The 26180-nt window shown below is 50.1% G+C and carries 22 protein-coding genes and 1 riboswitch; all 22 genes read right to left on the reverse strand.

Annotated features, from left to right (window positions below):
- Nucleotides 1-1146 precede the first annotated feature (1146 nt).
- Complete coding sequence (gene icmF, locus G3255_RS14010) at nt 1147-4398, reverse strand: fused isobutyryl-CoA mutase/GTPase IcmF (RefSeq protein WP_211655030.1); 3252 nt, start codon at nt 4396-4398, stop codon at nt 1147-1149.
- A 5-nt stretch (nt 4399-4403) separates the two neighbouring features.
- On the reverse strand, nt 4404-5045 hold the full coding sequence (locus G3255_RS14015; protein WP_211655031.1) for a TetR/AcrR family transcriptional regulator: 642 nt from the start codon (nt 5043-5045) through the stop codon (nt 4404-4406).
- 15 nt (nt 5046-5060) lie between these two features.
- Complete coding sequence (locus G3255_RS14020) at nt 5061-6200, reverse strand: acyl-CoA dehydrogenase (RefSeq protein WP_211655032.1); 1140 nt, start codon at nt 6198-6200, stop codon at nt 5061-5063.
- Between the two features lie 17 nt (nt 6201-6217).
- Complete coding sequence (locus G3255_RS14025) at nt 6218-7354, reverse strand: acyl-CoA dehydrogenase (RefSeq protein WP_211655033.1); 1137 nt, start codon at nt 7352-7354, stop codon at nt 6218-6220.
- An 18-nt stretch (nt 7355-7372) separates the two neighbouring features.
- The gene (locus tag G3255_RS14030) at nt 7373-8224 is read right to left on the reverse strand and encodes a 3-hydroxybutyryl-CoA dehydrogenase (protein WP_211655034.1); all 852 of its coding nucleotides are present in this window, start codon (nt 8222-8224) and stop codon (nt 7373-7375) included.
- A 2-nt stretch (nt 8225-8226) separates the two neighbouring features.
- Nucleotides 8227-9420 carry an acetyl-CoA C-acetyltransferase gene (locus tag G3255_RS14035; protein WP_211655035.1) on the reverse strand — a complete coding sequence of 398 codons (1194 nt, stop codon included), beginning with the start codon at nt 9418-9420 and terminating at the stop codon, nt 8227-8229.
- A 319-nt stretch (nt 9421-9739) separates the two neighbouring features.
- Nucleotides 9740-11881, reverse strand: a complete 2142-nt coding sequence (locus G3255_RS14040) for a (Fe-S)-binding protein (RefSeq protein WP_211655036.1) — start codon at nt 11879-11881, stop codon at nt 9740-9742.
- 298 nt (nt 11882-12179) lie between these two features.
- The gene (locus G3255_RS14045; protein WP_211655037.1) at nt 12180-12854 is read right to left on the reverse strand and encodes an alpha-ribazole-5-phosphate synthase; all 675 of its coding nucleotides are present in this window, start codon (nt 12852-12854) and stop codon (nt 12180-12182) included.
- A complete protein-coding gene (locus tag G3255_RS14050; RefSeq protein ID WP_211655038.1) occupies nt 12854-13327 on the reverse strand; it encodes an ECF transporter S component in 474 nt (157 codons plus the stop codon). The genes G3255_RS14045 and G3255_RS14050 overlap by 1 nt, the downstream gene beginning before the upstream one ends.
- Nucleotides 13328-13329: 2 nt before the next feature.
- Nucleotides 13330-13920 (reverse strand): cob(I)yrinic acid a,c-diamide adenosyltransferase, encoded by a 591-nt coding sequence (locus G3255_RS14055; protein WP_211655039.1) that lies wholly within the window; start codon nt 13918-13920, stop codon nt 13330-13332.
- Nucleotides 13892-14311 carry a bifunctional adenosylcobinamide kinase/adenosylcobinamide-phosphate guanylyltransferase gene (locus G3255_RS14060; protein ID WP_211655040.1) on the reverse strand — a complete coding sequence of 140 codons (420 nt, stop codon included), beginning with the start codon at nt 14309-14311 and terminating at the stop codon, nt 13892-13894. Before G3255_RS14060 ends, G3255_RS14055 begins: the two co-directional genes overlap by 29 nt.
- Complete coding sequence (locus tag G3255_RS14065; protein ID WP_211655041.1) at nt 14263-14847, reverse strand: histidine phosphatase family protein; 585 nt, start codon at nt 14845-14847, stop codon at nt 14263-14265. Before G3255_RS14065 ends, G3255_RS14060 begins: the two co-directional genes overlap by 49 nt.
- A complete protein-coding gene (cobS, locus tag G3255_RS14070; protein WP_211655042.1) occupies nt 14820-15590 on the reverse strand; it encodes an adenosylcobinamide-GDP ribazoletransferase in 771 nt (256 codons plus the stop codon). Before cobS ends, G3255_RS14065 begins: the two co-directional genes overlap by 28 nt.
- Before the next feature lie 11 nt (nt 15591-15601).
- Nucleotides 15602-16150 (reverse strand): bifunctional adenosylcobinamide kinase/adenosylcobinamide-phosphate guanylyltransferase, encoded by a 549-nt coding sequence (locus G3255_RS14075; protein ID WP_211655043.1) that lies wholly within the window; start codon nt 16148-16150, stop codon nt 15602-15604.
- A complete protein-coding gene (locus G3255_RS14080; RefSeq protein ID WP_211655044.1) occupies nt 16132-17208 on the reverse strand; it encodes a pyridoxal phosphate-dependent aminotransferase in 1077 nt (358 codons plus the stop codon). The genes G3255_RS14075 and G3255_RS14080 overlap by 19 nt, the downstream gene beginning before the upstream one ends.
- A complete protein-coding gene (gene cbiB, locus G3255_RS14085) occupies nt 17195-18148 on the reverse strand; it encodes an adenosylcobinamide-phosphate synthase CbiB (RefSeq protein ID WP_211655045.1) in 954 nt (317 codons plus the stop codon). Before cbiB ends, G3255_RS14080 begins: the two co-directional genes overlap by 14 nt.
- Nucleotides 18145-19605 (reverse strand): adenosylcobinamide amidohydrolase, encoded by a 1461-nt coding sequence (locus tag G3255_RS14090; RefSeq protein ID WP_211655046.1) that lies wholly within the window; start codon nt 19603-19605, stop codon nt 18145-18147. The genes cbiB and G3255_RS14090 overlap by 4 nt, the downstream gene beginning before the upstream one ends.
- Complete coding sequence (locus G3255_RS14095) at nt 19606-20598, reverse strand: FecCD family ABC transporter permease (RefSeq protein ID WP_211655047.1); 993 nt, start codon at nt 20596-20598, stop codon at nt 19606-19608.
- Nucleotides 20591-21568, reverse strand: coding sequence for an ABC transporter substrate-binding protein (locus G3255_RS14100; protein WP_211655048.1), 978 nt, complete (start codon nt 21566-21568; stop codon nt 20591-20593). Before G3255_RS14100 ends, G3255_RS14095 begins: the two co-directional genes overlap by 8 nt.
- Before the next feature lie 533 nt (nt 21569-22101).
- A riboswitch (cobalamin riboswitch) is annotated at nt 22102-22286 on the reverse strand.
- 44 nt (nt 22287-22330) lie between these two features.
- The gene (argS, locus tag G3255_RS14105; protein ID WP_211655049.1) at nt 22331-23992 is read right to left on the reverse strand and encodes an arginine--tRNA ligase; all 1662 of its coding nucleotides are present in this window, start codon (nt 23990-23992) and stop codon (nt 22331-22333) included.
- Nucleotides 23989-24399: a YwiB family protein gene (locus tag G3255_RS14110; protein ID WP_058382919.1), complete on the reverse strand. Its 411-nt coding sequence runs from the start codon at nt 24397-24399 to the stop codon at nt 23989-23991. The genes argS and G3255_RS14110 overlap by 4 nt, the downstream gene beginning before the upstream one ends.
- Before the next feature lie 233 nt (nt 24400-24632).
- Nucleotides 24633-25877 carry a cation:proton antiporter gene (locus G3255_RS14115; RefSeq protein ID WP_211655050.1) on the reverse strand — a complete coding sequence of 415 codons (1245 nt, stop codon included), beginning with the start codon at nt 25875-25877 and terminating at the stop codon, nt 24633-24635.
- Nucleotides 25878-26180 lie beyond the last annotated feature (303 nt).

Consider the following 26180-nt stretch of genomic DNA (forward strand, 5'->3'; position numbering starts at 1 on the left):
CTTCTTTCATTATAACGGACTTGCATCGCCAAATCGACCGAAGTGCCGGATGATTCTACTTGTTGCTGCTAGGATGGAATGAAATACATCAGCCTCTAGATGTAGAAAATACTAAGTAGAAGAGATTCCGCTACAAGGGGACGCTTTCTGAGGGGGCCGGCTTCAGCCGCTTCCCTCGCTATCGCTCAGTCCAGGGTCTTCAGCTCGTCCTGATCCCTCCAGAGTCGCCCCTTTTCGCTCCATCTCTAGTTTGAGAGAAGAATTGAAATTTGTCTCTCAGTGAATTAAGCTTCAGCAACTTCAATCTACTTCGTAAATTCAAATTGAACAGATATAAAGCATCTCTGAAATTATCATGTCCAACTAAGCGTCGCCACCAGCGGATGAAGCTAATCAACAGCGACACTTTCTCGCATGCAAAATATAGTGAATTCTATTAGCCGAACCGCGTAAACGGGCGAGCCGGAGCAATAAGACAAGTGGTCTTCTTGGCTTATTGCAAGAGGCCAGCCCAAAGCGGGAGGCGATTGCTTTGTGAAGAAATAATCAACGAACCATTCACCTCGCTCACTCATCCAACTCACTCCACACACTCTCGTCCAGCTAAGCGGCATCCACAAGCGGATGAAACGAATGAACACAGACGCTTCTTCACACAAAAACATCAATGAAATCAATTAGCCGAACCACGCATAAGGGTGAGCCGAAGCAATAAGACAAGTGCTCTTCTTGGCTTATTGCGAGAGGCCAGCCCAAAGCGGGAGGCGGCGATTTAAAGATGAAATGAACAACGATCGACACATCTCGCTATCAAGTCCAACTAAGCGTCACCACCCGCGGATGAAGACAATTAATAGCGACACTTCCTCGCATGCAAAATATAGTGAATTCTATTAGCCGAACCGCGCATAAGGGCGAGCCGAAGCAATAAGACAAGTGCTCTTCTTGGCTTATTGCGAGAGGCCAGCCCAAAGCGGGAGGCGGCTGCTTCGTTATGAAACAATCGACGAACTATCCATTTCACTCACCTGTCCAACTCACTTCTCCACACGCCGATTCATGAATAAATCACAAAGCTGATGACACCCTGTGCTCAAAACAACGCAAAAAAATCCCCTCGCCTGTTTCCAGGCAAGGGGAGGAATCTTACATATTTCTGCGATACTGGCCGCCGACTTCGTAGAGTGCTGTGGTGATTTGGCCAAGGCTTGCGACTTTGACTGTCTCCATCAGTTCTTCGAAAATATTGCCGCCTGTTTTAGCTACTTGCTTCAAGCGTTCCAACGCCTCATCTGATGGATTGCGCTCCTGGAACGAGCGCAAGTTGTTGATTTGCGCTTCTTTTTCCTCTTCCGTCGCACGGGCGATTTCCATCGCATTGATATCATCGTCCGATTGCGGATTCGGGTTCAAGTACGTGTTGACACCGATGATCGGCAATTCGCCGGTGTGCTTCTTCATTTCGTAATGCATGGATTCTTCCTGGATCTTGCCGCGTTGGTATTGCGTTTCCATTGCGCCAAGAACACCGCCCCGGTCATCGATGCGGTCGAATTCCGTCAAGACGGCCTGCTCGACCAATTCCGTCAGTTCTTCGACGACAAACGCGCCTTGCAGCGGGTTTTCGTTTTTCGAAAGACCGTGCTCTTTTGTGATGATCATCTGGATCGCCATCGCACGGCGCACCGATTCTTCTGTCGGCGTTGTGATCGCTTCATCATAAGCGTTCGTGTGGAGTGAGTTGCAGTTATCCTGCAATGCCATGAGCGCTTGCAGAGTTGTACGGATATCGTTGAAGTCGATTTCCTGTGCGTGCAAGCTGCGCCCAGATGTTTGGACATGGTATTTCAGCTTCTGGCTGCGTTCGTTGGCGCCATATTTATCGCGCATAACAACTGCCCAGATGCGCCGGGCTACGCGTCCGATGACCGTATATTCCGGGTCGAGTCCGTTCGAGAAGAAGAACGACAAGTTCGGTGCGAAATCATCGATGTTCATGCCGCGGCTCAAATAATACTCAACGTATGTGAAGCCATTCGACAAAGTGAACGCCAATTGGGAAATCGGGTTCGCGCCTGCTTCTGCTATATGGTAGCCGGAAATCGATACAGAGTAATAATTGCGCACTTTGTGGTCGATAAAGTATTGCTGAATATCTCCCATCATGCGAAGTGCGAATTCCGTCGAGAAGATGCACGTGTTCTGCCCTTGGTCTTCTTTCAAGATATCCGCTTGAACGGTTCCGCGGACCACTTGCAATGTTGCTTCACGGACTTCTGTGAATTCTTCAACGTTCAAGGTGCGGCCGAGCTCTTCTTCGCGCTTTTTCACTTGCTGGTCGATCGCTGTGTTCATGAACATCGCCAGGATAATCGGTGCAGGCCCATTGATGGTCATCGATACGGATGTCGACGGCAAGCACAAATCAAAACCGTCATACAATTTCTTCATGTCTTCAAGCGTACAGATGGAAACCCCCGATTCGCCGACTTTCCCGTAAATATCAGGACGGTGATCTGGGTCTTCTCCATACAATGTTACCGAGTCGAAAGCGGTCGACAAGCGTTTAGCATCGTCACCCTTTGACAAATAATGGAACCTTCTATTCGTGCGTTCTGGAGTTCCTTCACCCGCGAACTGGCGCTTTGGATCTTCACCGGCGCGTTTGAACGGAAATACGCCAGCTGTATAAGGGAATGCACCCGGCACGTTTTCAGCATAGACCCAGCGCAAAATCTCGCCGTAATCTTTGAATTTCGGTAATGCCACTCTCGGAATTTTGATGCCCGACAAGCTTTTAGTCCGCAACAAAGTGCGCAGTTCCTTATCGCGCACTTTGGTGACAAGTTCATCGCCGGCATAATCGGACTGCAAGGACTCCCAGTTGTTGAGAATTCGTTTTGACTCTGCAGTCAATTCATCGCGCACGCCTGCAGCAAGTGATTCCAACGAATCGACCAGTGCATCGTTCGGCGCCTTGTTTTTGACTTCTTCTATGGCGCCTTCTAGCTGGAACAAGCGGCGGGCAAATGATGCTTGCTCCGCGCTTTTCGCGTGGTAGCCGCGCACCGTTTCCGTAATTTCCCGCAAATAATAGCGGCGATCATTTGGAATGATCAAGTTCTCTTTTTGTGTTTTAGCGAACGCCTCATAGCTCGTTTCCCAATCGGTGCCGCATTTTTCGTTGAGCGTGCCGACGAGTGCCGCGAACAAGGCATTGGTCCCTTTATCGTTGAACTGGCTGGCGATGGTGCCGTATACCGGCATATCGTCCAAGTCCTTGTCCCATAACAGGTGGCTGCGCTGGTATTGTTTCTGCACTTGGCGGCGTGCATCTTCTGAGCCTTTGCGCTCATATTTATTGATGACGATAAGGTCTGCATAATCGATCATATCGATTTTCTCGAGCTGTGTCGGGGCACCGAATTCGCTCGTCATGACGTACATCGAAGCATCGGAAATGCCCGCGATTTCAGCATCGCCTTGGCCGATTCCGCTCGTTTCCACGACGATCAAATCGAACCCTGCCGCTCTCACGACATCCAGCACATCGCCGATTGCAGCGGACAATTCAGTTCTCGACCCACGTGTGGCCAGGCTTCTCATAAAGACACGCTTATTGAATATCGCGTTCATGCGGATGCGGTCGCCAAGCAGCGCGCCGCCAGTTTTTTGTTTCGTCGGGTCGATCGACAAAATGGCGATTTTCTTGCCCGGCAATTCCGTCAAGAAGCGGCGGATCAACTCGTCCGTCAACGAGCTTTTCCCGGCTCCGCCTGTTCCGGTGATCCCTAGAACCGGCGTGTTCTTTGATTTTTCACGTACCGCTTTCATCAAATCGGTTGTGTCGAGATTTCTCGTGTGCGCTTCTTCAGCGGTTGTGATGACATTTGCCAGGGCTACTGGATTGTCAGCGGACATCTCATCAAGCGAGACATCTTCTTTCGCTGTCGAAAAATCACATTTCTCAACGATTTCCGCGATCATGCCCTGCAATCCTTTTTTACGCCCGTCTTCCGGAGAGAAGATGCCGGCGATGCCGTAATCTTCCAGCTCGCGGATTTCGCGCGGCAAAATGACCCCTCCGCCGCCGCCGTATATTTGGATATGTCCTGCTCCGCGTTCTTGAAGCAGGTCGTACATGTATTTGAAGTATTCCATATGGCCGCCTTGATAAGACGAAATGGCGATTCCTTGAACATCTTCCTGGATTGCTGCATTGACAACTTCTTCCACCGAGCGGTTGTGCCCGAGATGAATGACTTCTACACCATTTGCCTGTAAAATACGGCGCATAATATTGATCGATGCATCGTGACCGTCAAAAAGAGCGGACGCGGTCACAAACCGGATATGATGATTCGGCTGATACGTCGTGCTTTCTTGAATTGTAGCCATTATAATCAAGCCCCCTGTATCGTGATTTTTTCCCCTGCCATCCCCTGCAGCAGAAACTTCGTTTGCATTTCGATAAATTCCCCAATGGTGTACTCATCCATTGCCCAGCGCCTGAACGCCCACATTTGCCCTTGCACGAACAAATGATGGGAAGCCAGGACAATTTCTTTTTGCGACAGGGACAATTCCCCTGACGCCGCGCATTTCGATAGAAGCCGTTCAAACAAGGACGTCATTTCGAGTTCCTTGTTCAACACATAACGCAGTGCGTCTTTCGGCAGCGATTTGGACTCCTGATACATGACGACGAATTCATCTTGCATATTGTCGATTAATGTATAGTATTGCTCGAGTGCTTTCACCAGCGTCTCAAGCGATCCTTCCTCCAAATCCAGCCGATCAAGCCGAGCATTGACTTCGTCGTAAATCGAGTCGCACACGAGATAGAGTACGTCTTCTTTCGTGCGGATATATTCATATAATGTGCCGATGCTGAACCCGGCTGCTTTTGCAATTTCCCTTGTCGTCGTCCGGTGAAAGCCCTTTTCTTTAAAAAGCGTGACAGCGCCGCTGATCATTTGTTCACGGCGCTTTTCAATCAGGCTTTCGTCTTTTACGGAGGACTGAATTTCACGCTTTTTTGTCATAGGCCGACCCTCCGTTTATTTCGTGACCATACGGGAAATGACCAAACGCTGGACTTCCTGTGTGCCTTCGTAGATTTGCGTGATTTTCGCATCGCGCATGAAGCGCTCAACTGGATAATCTTTCGTATAGCCGTAGCCGCCGAAGACTTGAACCGCTTCAGTCGTCACTTTCATCGCTGTATCGCCAGCCATCAATTTCGCCATGGCGGATTCTTTGCTATAGGATAATTTGTTCGACTCGAGCCAAGCCGCTTGATACGTCAATAGACGAGACGCTTCGATGCCTGTCGCCATATCGGCCAATTTAAATGAAATACCTTGGTTCGCTGCAATCGGCTTGCCGAATTGTTCACGCTCTTTCGCGTAGTCAATCGCTGCGTCCATCGCGCCTTGAGCGATTCCGACAGCTTGTGCTGCGATGCCGTTGCGTCCGCCATCAAGCGTCTGCATGGCAATTTTAAAGCCTTGGCCAAGTTCGCCGAGAACGTTTTCTTTCGGTACGCGGCAGTTGTCGAAGATGATTTCTGTCGTTGGGCTTGAGCGGATCCCTAGTTTCTTCTCTTTCTTGCCGACCGAAAAGCCTTCGAAATCTTTCTCGACGATGAAGGCTGTTGTGCCTTTATGTTTCGATTCTGGGTCTGTCACCGCGAAGACGACATAGATATCAGCGATGCCGCCATTTGTGATGAAGATTTTTGAACCGTTCAAGATATAATGGTCGCCGTCTTCTTTGGCGCTGGTTTTCATGCTTCCTGCATCCGATCCTGCAGATGGTTCCGTCAGACCATAAGCGCCGACTTTTGTGCCTTCTGCCATCGGGCGCAAGTATTTCTGTTTCTGTTCTTCTGTTCCGAATGTATAGACCGGCCATCCGGCTAGTGACGTGTGGGCGGACAAGATAACGCCGACAGAACCATCCACACGGGACAGTTCTTCAACCGCGATGCAATACGCCAAGTAATCCGAACCGATGCCGCCGTACTCTTCCGGCCATGGAATGCCTGTCAGGCCAAGTTCCGCCATTTGATGGAAAATTTTCATATCAAAGCTTTCGTCTTCGTCGCGCTGTTCTGCTGTCGGCGCCACTTCGTTTTTCGCGAAGTCGCGGACCATTTTGCGGATCATTTTATGTTCTTCAGAAAGTTGAAAGTTCATTGTGTTGTTTCCCCCAATTATTTTAATAGTTGCTTGCTGATGACGATGCGCTGAATTTCACTTGTGCCTTCGTAAATTTCTGTGACTTTAGCGTCGCGGAACAAGCGCTCGACCGGGTAATCTTTCGTATAGCCATAGCCGCCGTAAACTTGGATGGCTTCGGTCGTGATATCCATCGCCGCTTTTGAAGCGAATAGCTTCGCCATTGACGATTCCTTATTGCACTCGATTCCTTTTGCATACATATCCGCTGCGTTGTAAACCAAAAGTTTGGCCGCTTCGACTTGAGTCGCCATATCGGCAAGTTTGAATCCGATGCCTTGTTGCTGGGCTATCGGCTTGCCGAATTGTTCGCGCTCTTTTGCATAAGCTACTGCGTAATCATATGCAGCTTCTGCGATGCCCAAAGCTTGTGCGGCAATGCCGATGCGGCCGGCGTTCAAGTTCGCCATCGCGATCGAAAATCCTTTGCCTTCTTCGCCAAGCAAGTTTTCAACTGGCACTTCCATATTCTCGAACGTCAACTGCACGGTCCGCGAACCGTGAAGCCCCATTTTTCTTTCGTCTTTCCCGACAACAAAACCTGGGAAATCTTTTTCCACGATAAAGGCAGAAATTCCACGAGGGCCAGCTTCCGGGTTGGTCGAGGCGAATACGATGTACGAATCAGCTTCGCCGCCATTGGTGATGTAAACTTTAGAGCCGTTTAGGATGTACTGTCCGTCTTTTTTAACAGCACGCGTTTTCAGCGCTGCTGCATCGGACCCGGCCGATGGCTCCGTCAAACAGAAGGCTCCCAAATACTCACCAGTCGCCAATTTGGGCACGTATTTTGCGATCTGTTCTTCCGTCCCGAAGTTGATGATCGGATTGGTGCCGACCGATGTATGAACCGATAGAATGACGCCGATGACGCCGCTTGCTTTAGACAGTTCGTGGATGGCCGTGATATAAGAAGTGAAATCCATTTCCGAGCCACCGTATTTTTCAGGCGCGGTGATGCCCATGAGTCCGAGCCCACCCATTTTCTTGATGATGTCCGTCGGGAATTCGCCTTCTTCCATGCGTTCGATAAAAGGCATGATTTCTTCTTTTGCAAAATCGCGCACCATATTGCGCATCATTAATTGTTCATCTGTAAAGTGCAGGTCCATTAAGGCTCCTCCTAAATCTTAGTTGTATTCGTAGAAACCGCGTCCGGTCTTCTTGCCGAGCCAGCCGGCTTTTACGTATTGGCGCAGGAGCGGGCTTGGACGGTATTTGCTGTCGCCGAAACCGTCGTGCAGAACTTCCATAATGTAAAGGCAGGTATCCAAGCCGATAAAATCAGCCAATTGAAGCGGCCCCATCGGATGGTTCATGCCGAGCTTCATCACTTCATCAATCGCTTCTTTCGTTGCGACGCCTTCTTGCAGCGTAAAGATCGCTTCATTGATCATCGGCATCAAAATGCGGTTCGAAACGAATCCAGGGAAGTCGTTTACTTCAACCGGTGTTTTCGATAATTTCACTGTCATGTCTTCGACTGCCTGATACACTTCATCCGTTGTCGCAAGGCCGCGGATAATTTCGACCAGCTTCATGACCGGTACCGGGTTCATGAAATGCATGCCGATGACTTGTTCCGGGCGCTTCGTCGCTGCAGCGATTTCGGTGATCGGAAGTGAAGATGTATTCGATGCGAGAATGGCATGCTTCGGCGCCACTTCATCCAAAGTCTTGAAGATCGTCGATTTGATTTCCATGTTCTCGACAGCGGCTTCGATGACGATGTCGACATCATGCGCGTCTTTTAAATCCAACGAAGATTGGATGCGGCCGAGCACTTGCGATTTCTCGTCTTCTGTCATGCGCCCTTTTTCGACATTGCGCGACAAATTTTTCGTGATGTTCGCGATGCCGCGTTCATATGCCTCTTGTTTCATATCGTTTAGTTTCACGTTAAATCCAGCTTGCGCGCAAACTTGCGCGATACCGGAGCCCATTTGGCCGGCTCCGATGACCATGACGTTTTGGATAGACATGTTTAGTTTTCCTCCTTCGGTACTTCGATCATCACTGCATCGCCTTGCCCGCCGCCAGAGCAGATCGCGGCGATTCCGATGCCGCCTCCGCGGCGTTTCAATTCATAAGCAAGCGTCAAGATAATGCGTGCGCCACTTGCCCCGATCGGATGGCCAAGTGCAACAGATCCACCGTTGACATTAACTTTCTCTTCATCAATGCCTGCAATTTTCGAGCTTGCAAGCGCTACTGCAGCAAAAGCTTCGTTAATTTCGAAAAGATCGATCTCTTCTAATGTTTTGCCGGTTTTTTTGAGTAATTCGTTGATGACGAGCCCTGGTGTTTCCGGGAAGCGATGCGGTTCGACCGCGACTTCTGTATGTCCTACGACATGAGCCAATACGGTTTTGCCGTCTTTTTTGGCGCGTTCTTCACTCATCAATACAAGTGCAGCCGCTCCGTCATTGATTCCTGGTGCATTACCAGCCGTAATGGTGCCGTCTTTTCCGAATGCTGGGCGCAGTTTCGCCAAAACTTCAGCTGTCGTGCCTTCACGCGGCGCTTCATCCTGGTCAACGGTAAGCGGGTCGCCTTTACGTTGTGGCACTTCCATCGCTGTAATTTCTTCCGCAAAATGATCACGTGCTTTGATAGCACGTTCGTGGGAACGAGCTGACCACTCGTCTTGTCTTTCACGTGTCAGTTCGAAGGTTTCTGCCGTCGAGTTGCCGTATGTGCCCATATGAACTTTGTCCGGGTGGAATGAACATGACAAGCCGTCATGGACCATGCCATCCACGACTTGTGAATCGCCCATGCGAAGGCCAAAGCGTGCTTTTGGTAAATAATAAGGCGCGTTCGACATCGATTCCATGCCGCCTGCGACGATCAATTCTTCGTCTCCCAAGCGGATGATCTGATCGGCCATCGTTACTGACCGCAAACCGGAGGCACATACTTTATTGATCGTTTCGGATTTGACATGATATGGAATGCCTGCTTTTTTAGCTGCCTGGCGGGAAGGAATTTGCCCTTGCCCTGCCTGCAGGACATTGCCCATGATAACTTCTTGTACATCTTCAGGATTTACTTGCGCCCGCTGGAGCGCTTCTTTGATCGCCGCTGCTCCCAGGTCGCTTGCCGTGAATGAACTGAGTGCACCGCCGAATTTTCCGAATGCTGTGCGTGCCCCATCAATGATGACCGTTTTTGCCATTTACAATTCCTCCTTATATTTTGGAAACGTTTTCATAAAAGCTAAAATTTTTTCAGCCCTAACGGCTGGTTTTGCTTTTCTTGGTGTCTAGCAAATTTCAGCCAGGTTCTCGGGTCCTAAACCGATCTGGCTGTGTGGCAAAAAGCGCCACTTCGCCATTCCGTCTTATGCCTGTCGAACCTAAACGGCTGATTTTGCTTTTCTTGGTTGACTGAACGCTCGCTCGACTTGATTACATAAGAAAAGGGAGTATAGCACTCCCTCACTTTTTTCTCTATGCTGTTATTCTACTCAATTTTCTGTTAGTTGGCAAATCTATTTATTGAACGACTTCCTCAACTGGCGGTGCGTCTTTTCCGAGAACTGCCATCTCGAGAAGCTCAGCGACATCGTATGTGCCGACTTGCTCTTCGACTTCTTTCGCTTTCGTTCCATCTGAAAGCATCGTCAAGCAATAAGGGCAGCCGGATGAAATCATCGTCGGGCTTACTTCAAGCGCCTGCTCGGTGCGAGCCACGTTGACGCGGTGTCCGGCGTCTTCTTCCATCCACATGAGTCCGCCACCGGCTCCACAGCACATGCCGTCTTGGCGATTGCGAACCATTTCGACAAGTTCAACGCCTTCGATCGCTTTCAGGATTTCACGCGGTGCATCGTATACATCGTTATAACGGCCGAGGTAGCAGGAATCATGGAAAGTGATTTTCTCGTTCACTGCATGCTGCGGTTTCAATTTCCCTTGCTGGACAAGGTCAAAGAGCATTTCCGTATGATGATAGACTTCTGCTTCAAAGCCAAAGTCCGGGTATTCATTTTTGAAGATATTGTAGGCATGCGGATCAATTGTAACGATTTTCGTCACGCCCGCTTTTTCGAATTCTTTAATATTGGCAGTCGCGAGCTCCTGGAACAGGAATTCGTTCCCGAGGCGACGCGGCGTATCGCCGGAGTTCTTTTCTTTATTGCCGAGAATTGCGAATTTGACGCCCGCTTCGTTCATCAAACGTGCAAAGGAAAGCGCGATTTTCTGTGAGCGGCTGTCGAATGACCCCATCGAACCGACCCAGAACAAATACTCAAACTCTTCTCCGGCTTTGCTGACTTCTTTGACCGTTGGGATCGAGATATCTGGGCGAGCATCTCTCCAGTTCTCTTTTTCTTTGCGGTTCAAGCCCCATGGATTGCCTTGCTTTTCGATGTTGGTCATCGCGCGCTGGGCATCTTTATCCATTTTCCCTTCAGTCATAACCAGGTAACGGCGGAGGTCGATGATTTTGTCGACGTGTTCGTTCATGACCGGGCATTGGTCTTCACAGTTGCGGCAAGTTGTACAAGCCCAAATTTCTTCTTCTGTGATAACGTCGCCGATCAAGCTCGGGCTGTAAAGTTCATCGATTGAGATGCCTTCAGCGCCGGCAGCCATCGCCAATTGGTTTCCTTGCGTATTGCTGAATGCCATAGCTGGCACCCATGGTTTTTTCTGAGTCATGACAGCACCCGTGTTCGTCAGGTTGTCACGTAGTTTCGTGATCAGGTCCATCGGCGATAGCATTTTGCCGGTTCCGGTGGCTGGGCACATATTCGTGCAGCGTCCGCATTCTACACAAGCGTAGAAATCGATCATTTGGGCTTGCGTGAAATCCGTGATTTTGCCGACTCCGAATGTCGGCATCGCGTCTGGATCTTCTTCGTTTTCCTCTTCCATATCCTCAAAATTGATCGGCTTCAAGCGGCCGACATGATCCAAACGGTGGAACCATGTGTTGACCGGCCCGAAAATCAAGTGAGCGTGCTTTGATTGCGGGACATAAACCAAGAATGTTAATAGGAACAATAGATGCGCCCACCACATAATGTAGAAGATAGTTACTGCAGCTGCTTCAGGAAGCCAAGCGAAGGCCGCTCCGATGACGCTTGCGACAGGTTCTGTCCGAGCCCCTTCATGACCGTGCCAGATCATGTTCATGCCGTTCCCGACAAGAACTGTCACCATCAAGCCACCGATAAAAATCAAGACAAGCCCGGATTTCCAGCCGCGCTTCAAGCGGACCAATTTTTCAATATAGCGTCTGTAGAACGCCCAGACGACAGCTACCAGAATCGTCAACGTGACGAATTCCTGGAACAATGTGAATGCCGGATACAATGGGCCAAGCGGCAAATGCGAATCAGGCGATAAGCCTTTGATGATGAAATCGATGGCACTCGCTTGCACGAGCAGGAAGCCATAGAAGAACATCACATGTATCGCGCCGCTCTTTTTATCTTTCAATAATTTCTTTTGGCCAAATACGTTGACCATTACTTTGCGAACCCGTTCATTGAAATTTTCTTCAAATTCTACTTTTTTGCCGAGCTTGATGTAATCATAGCGTGACTTCAGCAAGTAGATGAACAAGTATATGGCGTAAGCGGTTACAAGTATAAATAAAACCCAGTTAGCGATGAGCAAAAACTCCATCGTGTAGTCCCCCCTTGTTGAATGTGTAAATCCCCGATTCTACTCCAAAGTTTACGTGAACTGCGGCAGAATGTCGATACTATGTTCTAGTTTAAAAGTGAATGAGCATTCAGTCAATAGAAATCTATAGCCTTTCCGAAATATAATTTCCAATAACTGATATTCCACGCGCCCCTGCTGCTTTCCTGCACACCGAAACAATTGAGACCGCTATCTTTCGCCTGCTTTTTCCGAGAAATGCTTCTTTACACCATTCGCCAATTTCTTTTCTCCACAAAAAAACCGCCGGATAGGCGGTTCATTCAATCAATTCGCGAAAATATTTTCCGAATAGGCGCTTTGCTTCCTCTACTTTGTATTTGTTGACACCAATCAACAAACAAGTTGCAGGGCCGCCTGAATCTTCTTTGGAAATTCCTTGGGCAAGTGGCATTGGCAGGCCGAACAGTTTTGCTGCTTCCCGCTCGATCCCTCCTGATCCAATCGGCCAGATACGCTCGATTTGATCATGGTCGAGTGCGTTTTTGACGATTCGCAAATCGGCAATCCGTTCGGGATGAGTTATGACCGCTTCCCCGACAAGCGGTTCTCCGTAGATGAACCATTCGAGCTCATGCGGATCAGTGAGCTCGTGAAGCTTTCGCCCGATAATGGTTACCGCTAGCGCCGATTGCAGCGTCTCGATATTGCTTTCCGTGCTTCCTGACACCGGCGGCACCGGCATATCGAGCTCAGAAAATAATTGCGTGATCCCCGAGACATAACGCGGCCATTGAAGCTCTCCGCTGAAATTATGGAGCAAGATGGCAATCGCTTCCCCTCCAGCCGCCCATTGTTCAACCAATGCGACACGCGCGGCAAACTTCGCGGCGATTTCATCCGGAACGTGCACAATGTCGTGCGGCTTCTCCCCGATTGCCGCAGAATTATCCGTCGTGATGACCAACCCATCCACCATCAATGCGTTGCGCATCAAGCTAATCTCCTGGCAGCTTGAGTGATGAACGGGGCGACAAGTGCAGCGGCTGCGGCATTAATCGATGCGGCCAGCAGTAATCCCGGGACTGATGCATAGAAAAAGGCAGGAGATAATAGGAAATAAAACGGCACGGCCGCCAATACGCCGTTCCCGATAATGAATGCTCCCCATTTCCACCAGTTCTTGCCATTGCTATGCAGTTTCGCAAACAGCCAGACGACCGCAAACATTTCAAGCGCGATCAATAAATGAAACGGGCCGAGCGGCATCCCGCCAAACAAAGCCGATAACAGATGGCCCGCTGCGGCGACAAAACCGGCAAGTGGTGCCACGAGAAACAGCGCGGCAATAAGCGCCGGCATGGCATCAAGTGCAATTGACGCGATGCCGAGCGGAATTTTCACCATGCCGCCGATTGCGGACAAGCTGATAAAAATAGCGGCCAGGGCAATGTGCTGCGTCTTCATTGTTATTCCTCCCGCTTTTTCGAACGCCCGCCGTTCTTGAAGACTTTGGCGCTGCGCACATATTCATTGTCCGCTACATCCATTCGCGAATTGGCAACGCGTGCTGCCGCAAAAAGATAATCGGACAAACGGTTCAAATAACGCTGGATGACCGCTGGGAATTCTTCGCCGGTTTTTGCCAGGCTTACGGTCTGGCGCTCTGCGCGGCGTGTAATCGTACGTGCGATATGCAAAGTTGCTGCAGCCGGTGTGCCTCCTGGAAGAATGAAACGCTCAAGAAGCGGCGGTTCGTCCATCAATACATCGATGCGCTGTTCCAGCTGTTCAACCGATTCCTCATTCGTCTTGTATTGGGGCGTGTTGCGGACATCAGCCAAGTCGCCGCCGCAATCGAACAGCTCATTTTGGATCGTCTGCAAATCTTCCAATAAATCGGCGAACACATCGCGGTCGAGTTCTGTCATCGCTTTTCCGATAAAGGAATTCACCTCATCGATTGTCCCGTATGCTTCCACGCGCGGATCGTCTTTGTCCGTCCGCCCCCCAATTAATCCTGTCTGCCCTTTATCCCCGGTTTTCGTGTAGATATTCATCTCGACCATCTCCTTTGATTGTTTGTGGAATACCGTACCAAATGCGTGTGATGTGCTGCGCTTTGCCAAATAAATACTGATAGCTGCGGCCTGTGACATCGCGCCATTCACGCTCAAGCGGATCAATCGGCACGATGCCGCGGCTGATGTCGGTCAAAATCCAGATGCGTTCGCCGGCGCTTTCCGCAAGTTCACGGATCGCCGCTAATATGTCCTGTTCCGGGCATTGTTGTTCCAGCTGTTTGCGGATCCATTGCTCCAATCCGGCGATCACCGCCTGCTCACCCGGCTTCGGAAGTTCACCTTCGAGCCAAATGCTTACATCCAGTTTCATCTGTTCTTTTACATACTTGCGTTTGCCGTTAAAGGCTCCGCCGAATACGATACGCATGGATGCCCCTCCTTATACGCCGATTTGCTCGCCCATGTGATGGTATAACAAAACCCATGTGCTGCTTGCTGGGAAAAGAAGTGCTGTGTGTTTGCTTTGGATAAAATGTAACGAATCGGGCCCCCGTGAGTGACAACCGTAAAGTCTCCTGTTTCGGAAAAAGCTTCTATTGCCCGGTCGACCCGTTCCGCCAGTTGCGGTAAACTCTCCCCGTTCGGCGGCTGTACTGACTCAGGATCATCAATCCAATTGCGGTAGCGTTCATTACTTCGCAAGTCATCATACGTCATATTTTCCCAATCACCGAAATTCAGTTCCCTCAAATTGAAATCGGCCTTATAACAGGCATTTGGAAACAGAATATGCGCTGTCTGCCTGCAGCGCAGCAAATCGCTTCCCCATATGCATCTAATGCCATAATCCGGCTTTATTTCGAACGGCAAAATCGGTTCATCAGTCCAGCCGATATATGCTTTCCGCAGATTCCCAGCGGTCGGCGCGTGACGGATCAAACGAAGAACAAAAGCATTCCCCATAACAACAGCTCCATTCCTTCTACGTATGCCCCAAGCAAATCGCCCGTGACACCGCCGAAATTCTTGTCGCTCCATTTTTTATAAACCAATGTCGCAATGGTCGCAACAGCCGAAAAGCCGAGCGCCACTGCCCAACCACAAAATATGAATAAGGCGGCGAGCACAATCAGCGACCAGGCGAACATTGCTGACAAGATTGTTCTGCGGTCCATCAAGCGCTGGAAATAAGCCGCAAGTCCATCTGTTTTCGCTGGCTTTGCAGTAGCTGACAATATGGACAGCCCAATTCGGCTGATGACCGGCACCACGGAAAGGGCAAACAGTGAAATGGTTGAAATCAGTTCAGCAAGCAGAATGATCTTGCCGACGATTGCAAAAATCAGCACCATCGCCCCGAATGCGCCAATTCGCGGGTCTCCCAAGATTTCAAGGCGCTTCGTCTTATTCTGGTATGAAAAATAAGCATCGCCTGTGTCCGCCAGCCCGTCCAAATGCAAGCCCCCGGTTATCGCCCACAATAACGAAGCCAGCAAAAACGCAATCATTAAAGGGCCGATATCGGTGGTTTCCTGCATTAGCCAGATCACGGCTGAAGCCATTGCCCCTGCCACTAATCCGACCACAGGCAACAAGCTGTACATTGCCGTTACTTGCGGCTTTTTTATTGAAATCTCTTTATGTACCGGAATGGATGAGAAGAATTGAAACGCGAGCAGCAAGCCCCCAAGCGTTCGATTCGCCATCCGCATCACCTTCACTTTCTTCGAATTGCAAGGCCGTTCTCCATTTCGATTGCATAGTCTGCACGGCTTGCGAGCCATTGGTGAATCTTTCCGAGCCACTGCTGATAACTCTGGTCGACAAGCGGTTCATCCAGTAATTCATTGGAAACGATGGCAAAATAAGCGGCTTTTGCACGGATCGAATCGATGGTGTGTTTTAGCTCATGCCATTTCTGCTCCATGCATCCGGGCGTATCAGCACATGAACTGCCTTGCTCAAACCCTTCATAAAGTTCATTTGCCAGCCAGGTGGTGACGCAATCCCATAGTACTGCGTCATTTTGCTGAATAAGCGGCAATACTCCAGATAATTGCTGAGGCTGTTCAATTGTCCACCATCCGTCTTGTGCACGATCCTTGCGGTGGCGTGTGATGCGTTCAGCCATTTCGGGGTCACGTGCGATGCCGCTGGCAATATATACATTGCGTTCACCTTTCGCCTGCCGGACAAGCGTTTCAGCATACGCGCTTTTGCCGCTGCGCACACCTCCAGATATGAATATTAATTGTCCTGGAACCATTGGTGCATCTCCTTTCTCAACCGTTCCATTGCTGAGCCGCTTTTCATGCCGATGCGAAACCATTCGCCGTCCATTCCTTTAAATGAATAGGTATGGCGCAAGACCATCCCCGCTTCTAGCATTGCGTGGAAGAACTGTTCTGAACGCTTAGGGTCCGGCAGTTGAAAACATAGAAAGTTTGCGGCTGAAGGCACAAACGGGCAGCCCGTCATCTCAAGATAAGCTTCCATTTTTGCGCGTTCACTTGCCGCTGCAGCAATTACCTGCGCCCGATAAGACTCTTCAGAAAAACAGCGTGCCCCCGCCGCGGCCGCTAAACCGTTGACATTCCAATGGGCCGCAGCGCCTGTCAATTCACGGATGACACTGGACTTGGCAATGACGTAGCCAAGCCGAAGACCCGCAAGCGCATACATTTTGGTCATCGACCGGACGATGATGACATGAGGATAACGCTCTAGCAGCGGAATGAACGAAGCGTGTTCACCGATAAAATCAATAAACGCTTCATCGATGACCAGCTCACACTTTCCTGTGCAAAACGCGGCGATTTCTTCGAGTTCTGCCAAGTCCAGTAAGCGCCCGGTCGGATTATGCGGATTGCATAAATACAATGCAGCGCAATTGGCCACCTGTTCTTTTACGTCTTTCAGCAGCAATTTCCAATTATCTCTTACTTTCAAATTAATTTCCAATATATGGACATTTTCGGATTCCAAGGTGCTTCGGTATTCAGAAAACGCCGGTTCTATCAGCATTACCTTTTTGCCGCTGTAACGCTTGGCAAGCCAGGTAAAGACTTCCGCAGCACCATTTCCAGCAGCAAGCTGCTCTTTTTCGACGCCGTGGTATTTTGCTGCCGCCGAACGGAACGGCTCTGCTTGCGGATCTGGGTACGAACTGAGCAAATCGAAAAAATCTCCCCATCGCTCTTTTAAAAAAACGGGCGGCCCGAATGGATGAACATTTTCACTGAAATCGATCACTTCCGAAGGTTGATTATGCCCCGTTTGTTCATAGAGGCGGTGCGGGTTGGCGCCGTGTTCAGGTAATTTCAAGCAGGATTCCCCCTATCGCAATCAGCACGAAAAAACTGATCGCGGCAATATTCATTTGATTCACCGCGCTTCTAATATGGGGTGCTTCGAGTTTGAACAATGGTTCGCCCATTTTAGCGCGGATCGACCGGACGCCTCCATAGAAGTTCACGCCGCCAAGTTCGATGCCGAGCTGCACGGCCGTTGCCGCTTCCAACCAGCCGCTGTTCGGGCTCGGATGTTTCCTGGCATCGCGCAGCCAGATCGACAGACGTTGTTTCAACGGCATGCCGCTTTCGTTTCGGGTCAATAATATAATCAATAAGCCGGTCACGCGGCTCGGCACATAATTCAATACATCGTCGAATCTGGCAGAGGCGAAACCGAAATCACGGAATTCTTCATTTTTATAGCCGACCATTGAATCGCATGTATTGACCGCTTTGTAGACCCATAACCCAGGCGCACCGAACAATAGCGCCCAAAACATCGGAGCGGTAATGCCATCGCTTGTATTTTCGGAAACCGTTTCGACGACACCGCGGGTAATGTCGCTTTCTCCCAAAGCTTCCGTATCGCGCCCGACAATCCATGACAGCTTGTTGCGGGCAAGCGCAAAATCGCCTTGAACGAGCGGCGCATAAACTTCTTCTGCAGCCTGCTTCAAGCTTTTCTGCGATAAGCCGGAAGCGATCAACAGCGCTTCGACTAAAATGCCGATCGCCGGATTGAACGAATAGGCAACAGCCACGACAGCAATCGTAACTGAAGCGACAATCGCCACTACAATAAAAAGCATGACAAAGCCGTTGCGAAAAGCATATCGTGGTATATTCAGCCGTTTTTTCAACCCGTTGATCAAGGTGCCGATCCAGCGAACAGGATGCGGCCATGTCGGCGGATCTCCGATTATTCGGTCGAGCAATAGGCCGATGCCGATGGCCAACACATGGTGGATCATGCTTTTTTCGCCTCGCGGTACAGGTGGATCGCTTCCACAGTACATTCGAAGACACCCGTGCCAATGAGCTTCCCGACTTCGGTGATCGGCCCTGCATATGGCAGTGTTTGCCCTTGCTGCGTTGCGGCGACCAGACAGCTATCGGTCGAGGTGCCCGTCGCGATTGTCCCGGTCAAGGGATCGGTGACTTCTTCATGCTGCAAGGCTTTCGTTTTGGCTTCAGTCGCCGTGATCATCGCTTGTATAAAAGCTTCATCCGACAAAATGCCGTTGACCATAATCCACGTGTTGATGGTGCCGACACGCTGTTCACGCGCCACTGCCTGTGATACATCGACGCCGTTGCCGACACCCGCTGTCACCGCCACAACAATGCTTCCGAAATCGCTTGCGTATTCACGGACGATGGCGTGCTCTGTGCGGACAGCGGTCATCATCGCCACAGTATCCGTCGCCTTCAACCCGCTGTCTTCGATATAATCAACCATTTCCTCGAAACTATTGTCAATATTATAGCTGGCATCGACGCGTCGATTGAGGAAATTGCGGAACCAGCCCGAACCTGCATTGACGACGGCTGACGAAACGGTTTTCAGCGGAAGCTGGCTTTGGTAGGCGACAAATTCCGGGGTCACCAGAAAATCTGCGGCTCTCACTTGCTGCCCTGCCGGTTTTCTCCGTACACCAGGCAATAAGGTAATCTGCGGCTTCGGGAGCTCCGGATGAGGGTGATTGCTGACACGCGTCTGATAGACAGACTCTACATCATGCGTCCTGACGACTTCATGCGGCTCCCCTTTTCGGACGATGCTTCCTTCGTCCATCAACAAAAGTTCATCGCAATACATCGATGCCAAATTGATGTCATGGAAAATGGAAATGATCGTCAATTCTTTTTCAATTGCCTGTTTTTTGATGGTATCCAGCAATTCTTTCTGGTGATTGATATCGAGATGATTCGTCGGCTCGTCAAGCAACAGGACCGCTGCATTTTGCGCCAGGGCCTGTGCCACAAAGACACGCTGCTGTTCGCCTCCGGACATCTCCTCAAGCAATGTCGATTCATAGTGGCTGATGTCCATGAGCTTCATCGCTTCCTGGACTGCCGCTTCATCTTCTTCGGACCAAGACGAAAACCAGCCGCTTTGGTGCGGATACCTGCCGAGAGAAACCGTTTCACGGACGGTGTGCGAAAAAGCATGCGCGTGCAGCTGCGGCAAGACTGCCATCTTGCGGGCCAATTCTTTGGCCGGGAAATCGCCGACCGGCCTGCCATCGATCCGGACAACGCCTGCTGTCGGTTCCAATACACCGCTGATCAATTTCATCAACGTGGATTTGCCGCTGCCATTTGGCCCCAGTATACCGAGCATGCGGCCTTTTCCAACACCGAATGAGATGCGGTCGACGATTTTTTTGTCGCCGTAGCCGCCTGATAGATTTTCAATTTGCAACATTTAAAGCCCTCCTCTGCGCTGGCGGAAAAAGATGAATGCAAAAACCGGCGCCCCAATAAACGCGGTGATAACACCAATCGGCAATTCGGTCGGTGAAATAATCGTCCGCGCCACCAAGTCGCAAACAATCAGAAGCGCAGCCCCATTAATGAACGATAACGGCAAGACATGGCGGTGATCAGAGCCCCATACGAGGCGCGTCATATGCGGGACGACCAAGCCGACAAAGCCGATCGTCCCGGATACGGCAACTGCCGAGCCGGTCAGGACTGATCCGCCAATTAAAATCGCCATCTTGCTCTTTTTGACGTCTACGCCAAGATGCTGGGCACGTTCTTCCCCAAAAAGCATCGCGTTTAATTCCCGGCGGTAAAGCCATAAGACGAAGGAACCAACGAGCACAAACGGCAGCGCCATCTGGACATAAGCCCAGCCGCGCATCGACACGCTGCCAAGCAGCCAGCCGATGATTTGCCGCAGTTCTTCACCGGTCAAAGCGATCATCAAAGACATGATCGACCCTAAGAACGAACTGAAAATGATGCCCGTTAGAATGACGGTTTCCATCTTCATGGACCGGTCGACAAGCCGCGCAAAGCCCATAACGGCGAGCATCGTGATCAAGGCGCCGATCATGCTGATGACTGGCAAGGTAAACAAGCCAAGAAACGGAATCGAGATGCCGAAAAAAAGTGTCATCACAGCACCAACAGCGGCACCGGACGACACTCCCAGAGTATATGGATCAGCGAGCGGATTTTTCAGCAAGCCTTGAAAAGCTGCGCCTGCAATAGCAAGTGCCGCGCCGACCAGGCCCGCTAGAACCACACGCGGCATACGGATATTCCATAAAATATTCGCCGCTGCTTCGTCCGAAGAAGGATTCCAGATAACCGACGGTGAAATTGGCACCGTCCCGACCGTCACTCCGAGCACTACTGCCCCGCCCAACAAAATCAGGGAGACCACATAGGCGAGTGCAGATTTACTCACTGAAGGTCTCCGGATAGATCACTTCTGCCAAAGTCATCAAACCTTCTGTCAAACGCGGGCCAGGACGTGTGACGGTGTCTGGATTCAATTCATAAATGGCATCTTCCTGAACGGCTGTTACATCCGCATAACCGCTGCGCTCTTTGATCAGTTCGGCAGCATTTTCGATATAACCACCTTCTGTAGTGATGATGATTTCAGGATTTGCTGCAACAACTGCTTCAGGGTCCATGCTGATCCAACCTTCCTGGTCTCCTGCAACATTTTCCGCTTGGATTAACGTAAGCATTTCATGGATAAATGTACCCGTTCCAGCTGTATAAAGCTCCGGCTCACTGCCAATCTCTACAAATACTGATTTCGTTTCATCGACGCCTGTTGCCAGTTCTTCAACTGCTGCAACTTGCGTCTCCATTTCCTCGATTAACCCGTCTGCCGCTTCTACTGCACCTGATACTTGGCCGATGACGGAAATCGTGTCATACACTTCTTCAAACGTTTCCGCATTTTCCACCACAAAGACATTCACTCCGGCATCACGCAGCTGCTGATACCCCTCAGTTCCCATGCCGAGCCCTGATTCATGGGCCAGAACGACATCCGGCTGCAGGCTGATGATTTTCTCTACATTGAATTCCTGGCCACCGATTTTCTCAAGATCTGCTACTTCTTCCGGATAATTATCGAAATCCGAAACGCCGACCATTTTTTCGCCAAGCCCGAGTTCATAAGCGATTTCCGTATTGGAAGGAATCATGGAAACGAATGATTCCGGTTCTTCTTCGATGACCACTTCATCGCCCATTGCGTCGACTAATGTGACCGGAAATTCCGCTTCCGCTACTTCCGATGGCGGTTCAGCCGGTGTTTCTATATCTTGATCTTCGACAGGTGCCGCCCCGTCGCCGCATCCAGCCAGTACAATTGCGGCCATTCCTGCAGCCGTTCCGAATTTCCATATATTTTTCATCTCTATTCCTCCTGGTGTTTTTTATTTTTCCTATCAAGCGCTCGCTCGGGGACTCACAGGATGTGAGTCAGCTAAGCGTTGCGACAGGACGTCGCGCACTTAGCTTAGCTTCCATTCAGGCGCTTGCACATTTCTTCTTGTCCAGTTGCAGTGGCCTGCCACTCGGGTCGTAAGCCGACTGCCCTGTGCGGCTGAAAAGCGCCGCTTCGGGCATCCGTCTTACGCCTGTCGAGGCATAACAGCCGCTTCCACTTTTTTTCTTGTCTAGCTGCAGTGCCCAACTCCTCGGGTCATAAGCCACTCTGGCTGTGCGGCAAAAAGCGCCGCTTCGCCAGATCGTCTTATGCCTGTCGGGGGCCCACAGGATGTGGGTCAGCTGAGCGTTGCGACAGGATGTCGCGCATTTAGCTTAGCTTCCGCTTTTGGGCACTTTCGCTTTTCGATAAAAAAAGTCCCCTGCATAAAGGCTGCAGGGGACTTACAGGACGGGTTCGCAAAAAACAAGCGCGTCCGGCCTGTCCTCGCAAGCTTTCGGTTCGGTGTTCATGAAGGCAGGTCTCCTGGCTTGTGATCATCGCTGGCTGCGCCTTCCCAGGAATTTCCCAGTGGCTTGTTGCAGTTCGCTCTCACATACAGTGGCGGGACCGCGCCGGAATCGCACCGGCTTCCCTTTTAACTCATGTTCTTAGACATAAGCACCTTCATGATTGCTATTCAGTTGATTTGATGACTCCATTATACACCGAAAGCTCTAGTTGTCTTCTACATTTTTTCAGGAGCTTGGACGCCGACTGTCTTCAAGGCGTTTGCAAGTGTCGTCTTAACCCCTTCGATCAGGGCAAGGCGCGAACGCGTCAATTCTTCATTGCTGGCATCCAATACTTTATTGGCGTTATAGAAGCTGTGGAAGTTCGACGCCAGTTCATGGATATAAGTCGTGACGCGGTGAGGCGCACGGAGTTTCGCAGCATCTGCAACAACTTGTGGGAAATCGCCGATTTTCTTTAATACTTCGATTTCCTTTTCGTCCGTCAACAGCTCCAGGTGCTCAGTCGAAGCGGTGAAGTTCTGCTCCGCTGCCTGGCGCAAGATCGAGCAGATGCGCGCATGTGCGTACTGGGAATAATAAACCGGGTTTTCGTTGGACTGGGAAACGGCCAAATCCAAGTCGAAATCCATATGCGAATCGCCGGAGCGCATCGCAAAGAAATAACGGACAGCGTCTAGGCCGACCAATTCGACCAATTCGCGCATCGTGACGGCTTTGCCGGTACGTTTGCTCATTTTCATTTTTTCGCCGTCTTTATACAATTGCACCATTTGGATGATGCTTACTTCAAGCGTATCGCGGTCGTAGCCAAGCGCTTCGATTGCCGCTTTCATGCGCGGGATGTAGCCGTGGTGGTCAGCTCCCCAAATATTGATGAGCTTGTCGAAGCCACGCTGGATTTTGTCCTCGTGGTACGCGATATCCGGAGTCAAATACGTGTACGTGCCATCGTTTTTGATAAGCACGCGGTCTTTGTCATCACCAAATGTCGTCGAGCGGAACCACGTCGCGCCGTCTTCTTCGTAGATATGGCCATTGTCGCGCAGTTTTTTCAATGCCGCATCGATCTTGCCGTTTTCGTAAAGGGATGTTTCCGAATACCACACATCGAAATGGACACGGAAGTCCGCCAAGTCTTTCTGCAGTTTCGCAAGCTCCACTTTCAAGCCGTGCTCACGGAATGCTTTGTAGCGTTCTTGTTCTGTCATATGAAGGAATTTATCGCCGTGCTCTTCAACGAGTGCCGCAGCGATATCGATGATGTCCTGTCCACGGTAGCCGTCTTCAGGCATGCTTTCGCCTTTACCAAGCGCTTCGAAATAACGTCCTTCGATCGATAGCGCCAAATTATTGATCTGGTTTCCGGCATCGTTGATGTAATATTCACGGGACACGTCATAGCCGGCAAGATCCAGGATATTGCACATGGAATCGCCAACCGAGGAACCGCGTGCATGGCCCAAATGAAGATCGCCTGTCGGGTTCGCAGAGACGAACTCGACTTGGACGCGCTGGCTGTTGCCGGAGTTCGAGCGGCCATACTCCTCGACTTGCTCAAGTACGGTTTTGATGACATCGTTCAAATAATCTTTCTTGATGACGATATTGATGAAGCCAGGGCCTGCAATTTCGACTTTTTCGATATTCGCTGATTGTGTATTCAAGTTTTCCACGATGGCTTCTGCAATTGCACGCGGCGGCTTTTTCGCAAGGCGCGTCAATTGCATAGCTACGTTCGTCGCATAATCGCCGTTCGCTTTATCTCTCGGCGATTCCAATTGGACCTGGACCGGCTCTTCTGTGAGGCCCGCTTTTTGGACCGCTTCGGCAATCGCCTGTTTAATGTTTTGCTGCACGTGTTCTACTGCGTTCATTTGGTTCCCTCCGTAAACTGTATTTCCATTTCGTATTCGCCGGCAAAATCGTTTCCGAGCGCTAAGTCATAGCGCACTTTGAAACGGCTTTCCGTCATGATGAGTTCATGCGCTTTGGTCGTGAGCATAAACGATTCTTCCCCGTGGCGCAAATTGCCGGTCTGTTCCTTATCCAACAGGAACGGCAGGCGCATCTGCAAACCTCCGCTGCGCATCACGACGGCATCTGTTTCACCGAGTTTGACCGTTGTCCGGATATCGAGATCGTCCTGCCGCTCATCGTATTGCAGATAGCGGCGACCGTTTTTTTCGGTCAGAACGCCTTCTGAACGCAGTTCCATCACTTGATCTTCAGCCCCCGGCTGGCGGATGATTGTCGTCAATTTGATTTTCACCGATTTCTTCATGTGCATCCGCCTTTCCGATTGTTCATAACCGTTTCATTATAGCCCGAATTGGAGGATCTTTTCAATTAAGTTTCAATTTCGACATTATTCGAAAAAAGCAGCTGTGGAACTGCTAGTCTTATCCCTCGAAGAGTGTGGCGAGAAGAGAGATATTTTTATGAGTGGTTCTGAATTACAGCGCTTTGTTTTGTTTTCAAAACGAAGCTGGCTTGAGTTGTCTCAAGCCAGCTTCTTTAGTGAGCATTGTCTTCAGGAACTTTCTCTTTCAGCCCCAATTTTCCAATTAAAGGCTTGATTGTTAGGCCTTGGACAATCAAGGAAAACAGCACGACGGAAAAAGTTAACAGCAAGATGGTTTCTCTTCCTTCGAAGCTAGACGGTAGGCTGAGAGCCAAGGCAATCGATAAACTGCCCTTCAAACCGCCCCAGTTTAGTAAAATCCGTTCTTTCCTGTTGAGGCTTTTCGCCGGCATGGTGCTGATGAACAGTGCAATGATTCTCGCAATAATGACAATGGCAATCGCCAATGCAATAATGCCCCATTGCCCCATGAAATCGATATTGCGGATTTCCAGTCCCACAATCAGGAAGATTAGTGAATTAGCAATCAGGGTGATGACGTCCCAAAAGGAATTGATATTTCGTTCAGTCGTTTTCGACATCCCGATCTTCCCGCCATAATCACCAAATACGAAGCCTCCTGCTACTACAGCAATTACGCCGGACACGTGGAGATGTTCCGCGATAAAATAACTGCCGAAAAACAGCAATGCAGAGACGGCGATTTCAAACGGGTAGTCGTCATAAAATCGGATGACTTGGGAAAAGAGGAAGCCGAGCACTAAACCAACCAACACTCCGCCCACAGCAAACCTTAAAAACATCCAAACGCCGCTTCCTACGCCTGCCCATCCCATTTCTATGTAGGTAAGCAAATAAATAGAGGAAATCTGGAAGAGAACGATGGCGATTCCATCATTGAATAAAGATTCCCCTTCCATAATGGTCGATAGCTTTTGTGAAACGCCGGCAGATTTAAAGATGGACAAGACACTGATCGGATCTGTTGCACTCATCAATGCCGCAAACGTAAATGCCACGGCAATGGGCAGGCCAATTAAATAATGCGCTGCAAAGCCAATCAGGACAAAAGATAAAAATGTCCCGCCAAGCGCCATTCCGATTACTGTGTTTTTCTGTTGATAGAGGTGATGGAACGGAAGCTTGAGCGTCGCATCTCCAAGTAAAATCGGTAAAAACAGGGAAATGATGATGACTTGGAAGACTTCAGACTGGGTGATGAATGCTTCAGCCTGGTCAATTAAAGGAAATGGCAAATTGACGACACCCAATAACAAGCCAACCAATACTAAAGCGATCGTATCTGGTTGCCCGACTTTTTTCGCTATCCCCACTACCGCAATGGCGATCGCCAAGAGAATCAGTATTTGAATGAAGACTTCGTTAAAATCATGCATTTCGCAGCATCCCCCTTTTAATTTATTTCTTTACCCATTTCTCTAAAACTGATTGTGTAAACATCTTTACCTAAAAATGATGCCTTACGGATGTGCGGTTTTATTGGTAAACAAAAAAACCGGCCTGTGGTTCAACAGGCCGGTTTTTATGGGTTTAGGACTGGACAGCCGCTTCCGCTTTTCTTCTTGGCTAGCTCCAGCGCCTAGCTCCTCGGGTCGTAAGCCGACTGCCCTGTGCGGCAAAGAGCGCCGCTTCGGTCATTCGTCTTACGCCTGTCGGAGCTGAACAGGCGCTTCCGCTTT

This window comes from Planococcus sp. MSAK28401, from assembly GCF_018283455.1.
Classification (GTDB): Bacteria; Bacillota; Bacilli; order Bacillales_A; family Planococcaceae; genus Planococcus; species Planococcus alpniumensis.

Excerpts from the sequence above, each read along its gene's own strand:
- G3255_RS14110 (WP_058382919.1), bottom strand. The coding sequence starts at position 24,399 with ATGAAGAAATCGGTGAAAATCAAATTGACGACAATCATCCGCCAGCCG.
- G3255_RS14065 (WP_211655041.1), bottom strand. The coding sequence starts at position 14,847 with ATGGGGAATGCTTTTGTTCTTCGTTTGATCCGTCACGCGCCGACCGCT.
- argS (WP_211655049.1), bottom strand. The coding sequence starts at position 23,992 with ATGAACGCAGTAGAACACGTGCAGCAAAACATTAAACAGGCGATTGCC.
- G3255_RS14055 (WP_211655039.1), bottom strand. The coding sequence starts at position 13,920 with ATGAATATCTACACGAAAACCGGGGATAAAGGGCAGACAGGATTAATT.
- cobS (WP_211655042.1), bottom strand. The coding sequence starts at position 15,590 with ATGGCGAATCGAACGCTTGGGGGCTTGCTGCTCGCGTTTCAATTCTTC.
- cbiB (WP_211655045.1), bottom strand. The coding sequence starts at position 18,148 with ATGATCCACCATGTGTTGGCCATCGGCATCGGCCTATTGCTCGACCGA.
- G3255_RS14115 (WP_211655050.1), bottom strand. The coding sequence starts at position 25,877 with ATGCATGATTTTAACGAAGTCTTCATTCAAATACTGATTCTCTTGGCG.
- G3255_RS14050 (WP_211655038.1), bottom strand. The coding sequence starts at position 13,327 with ATGAAGACGCAGCACATTGCCCTGGCCGCTATTTTTATCAGCTTGTCC.
- G3255_RS14100 (WP_211655048.1), bottom strand. The coding sequence starts at position 21,568 with ATGAAAAATATATGGAAATTCGGAACGGCTGCAGGAATGGCCGCAATT.
- G3255_RS14020 (WP_211655032.1), bottom strand. The coding sequence starts at position 6,200 with ATGAACTTTCAACTTTCTGAAGAACATAAAATGATCCGCAAAATGGTC.
- G3255_RS14035 (WP_211655035.1), bottom strand. The coding sequence starts at position 9,420 with ATGGCAAAAACGGTCATCATTGATGGGGCACGCACAGCATTCGGAAAA.
- G3255_RS14090 (WP_211655046.1), bottom strand. The coding sequence starts at position 19,605 with ATGTTGCAAATTGAAAATCTATCAGGCGGCTACGGCGACAAAAAAATC.
- G3255_RS14025 (WP_211655033.1), bottom strand. The coding sequence starts at position 7,354 with ATGGACCTGCACTTTACAGATGAACAATTAATGATGCGCAATATGGTG.
- icmF (WP_211655030.1), bottom strand. The coding sequence starts at position 4,398 with ATGGCTACAATTCAAGAAAGCACGACGTATCAGCCGAATCATCATATC.
- G3255_RS14075 (WP_211655043.1), bottom strand. The coding sequence starts at position 16,150 with ATGGTTCCAGGACAATTAATATTCATATCTGGAGGTGTGCGCAGCGGC.
- G3255_RS14045 (WP_211655037.1), bottom strand. The coding sequence starts at position 12,854 with ATGCGCAACGCATTGATGGTGGATGGGTTGGTCATCACGACGGATAAT.
- G3255_RS14040 (WP_211655036.1), bottom strand. The coding sequence starts at position 11,881 with ATGGAGTTTTTGCTCATCGCTAACTGGGTTTTATTTATACTTGTAACC.
- G3255_RS14060 (WP_211655040.1), bottom strand. The coding sequence starts at position 14,311 with ATGCGTATCGTATTCGGCGGAGCCTTTAACGGCAAACGCAAGTATGTA.
- G3255_RS14030 (WP_211655034.1), bottom strand. The coding sequence starts at position 8,224 with ATGTCTATCCAAAACGTCATGGTCATCGGAGCCGGCCAAATGGGCTCC.
- G3255_RS14015 (WP_211655031.1), bottom strand. The coding sequence starts at position 5,045 with ATGACAAAAAAGCGTGAAATTCAGTCCTCCGTAAAAGACGAAAGCCTG.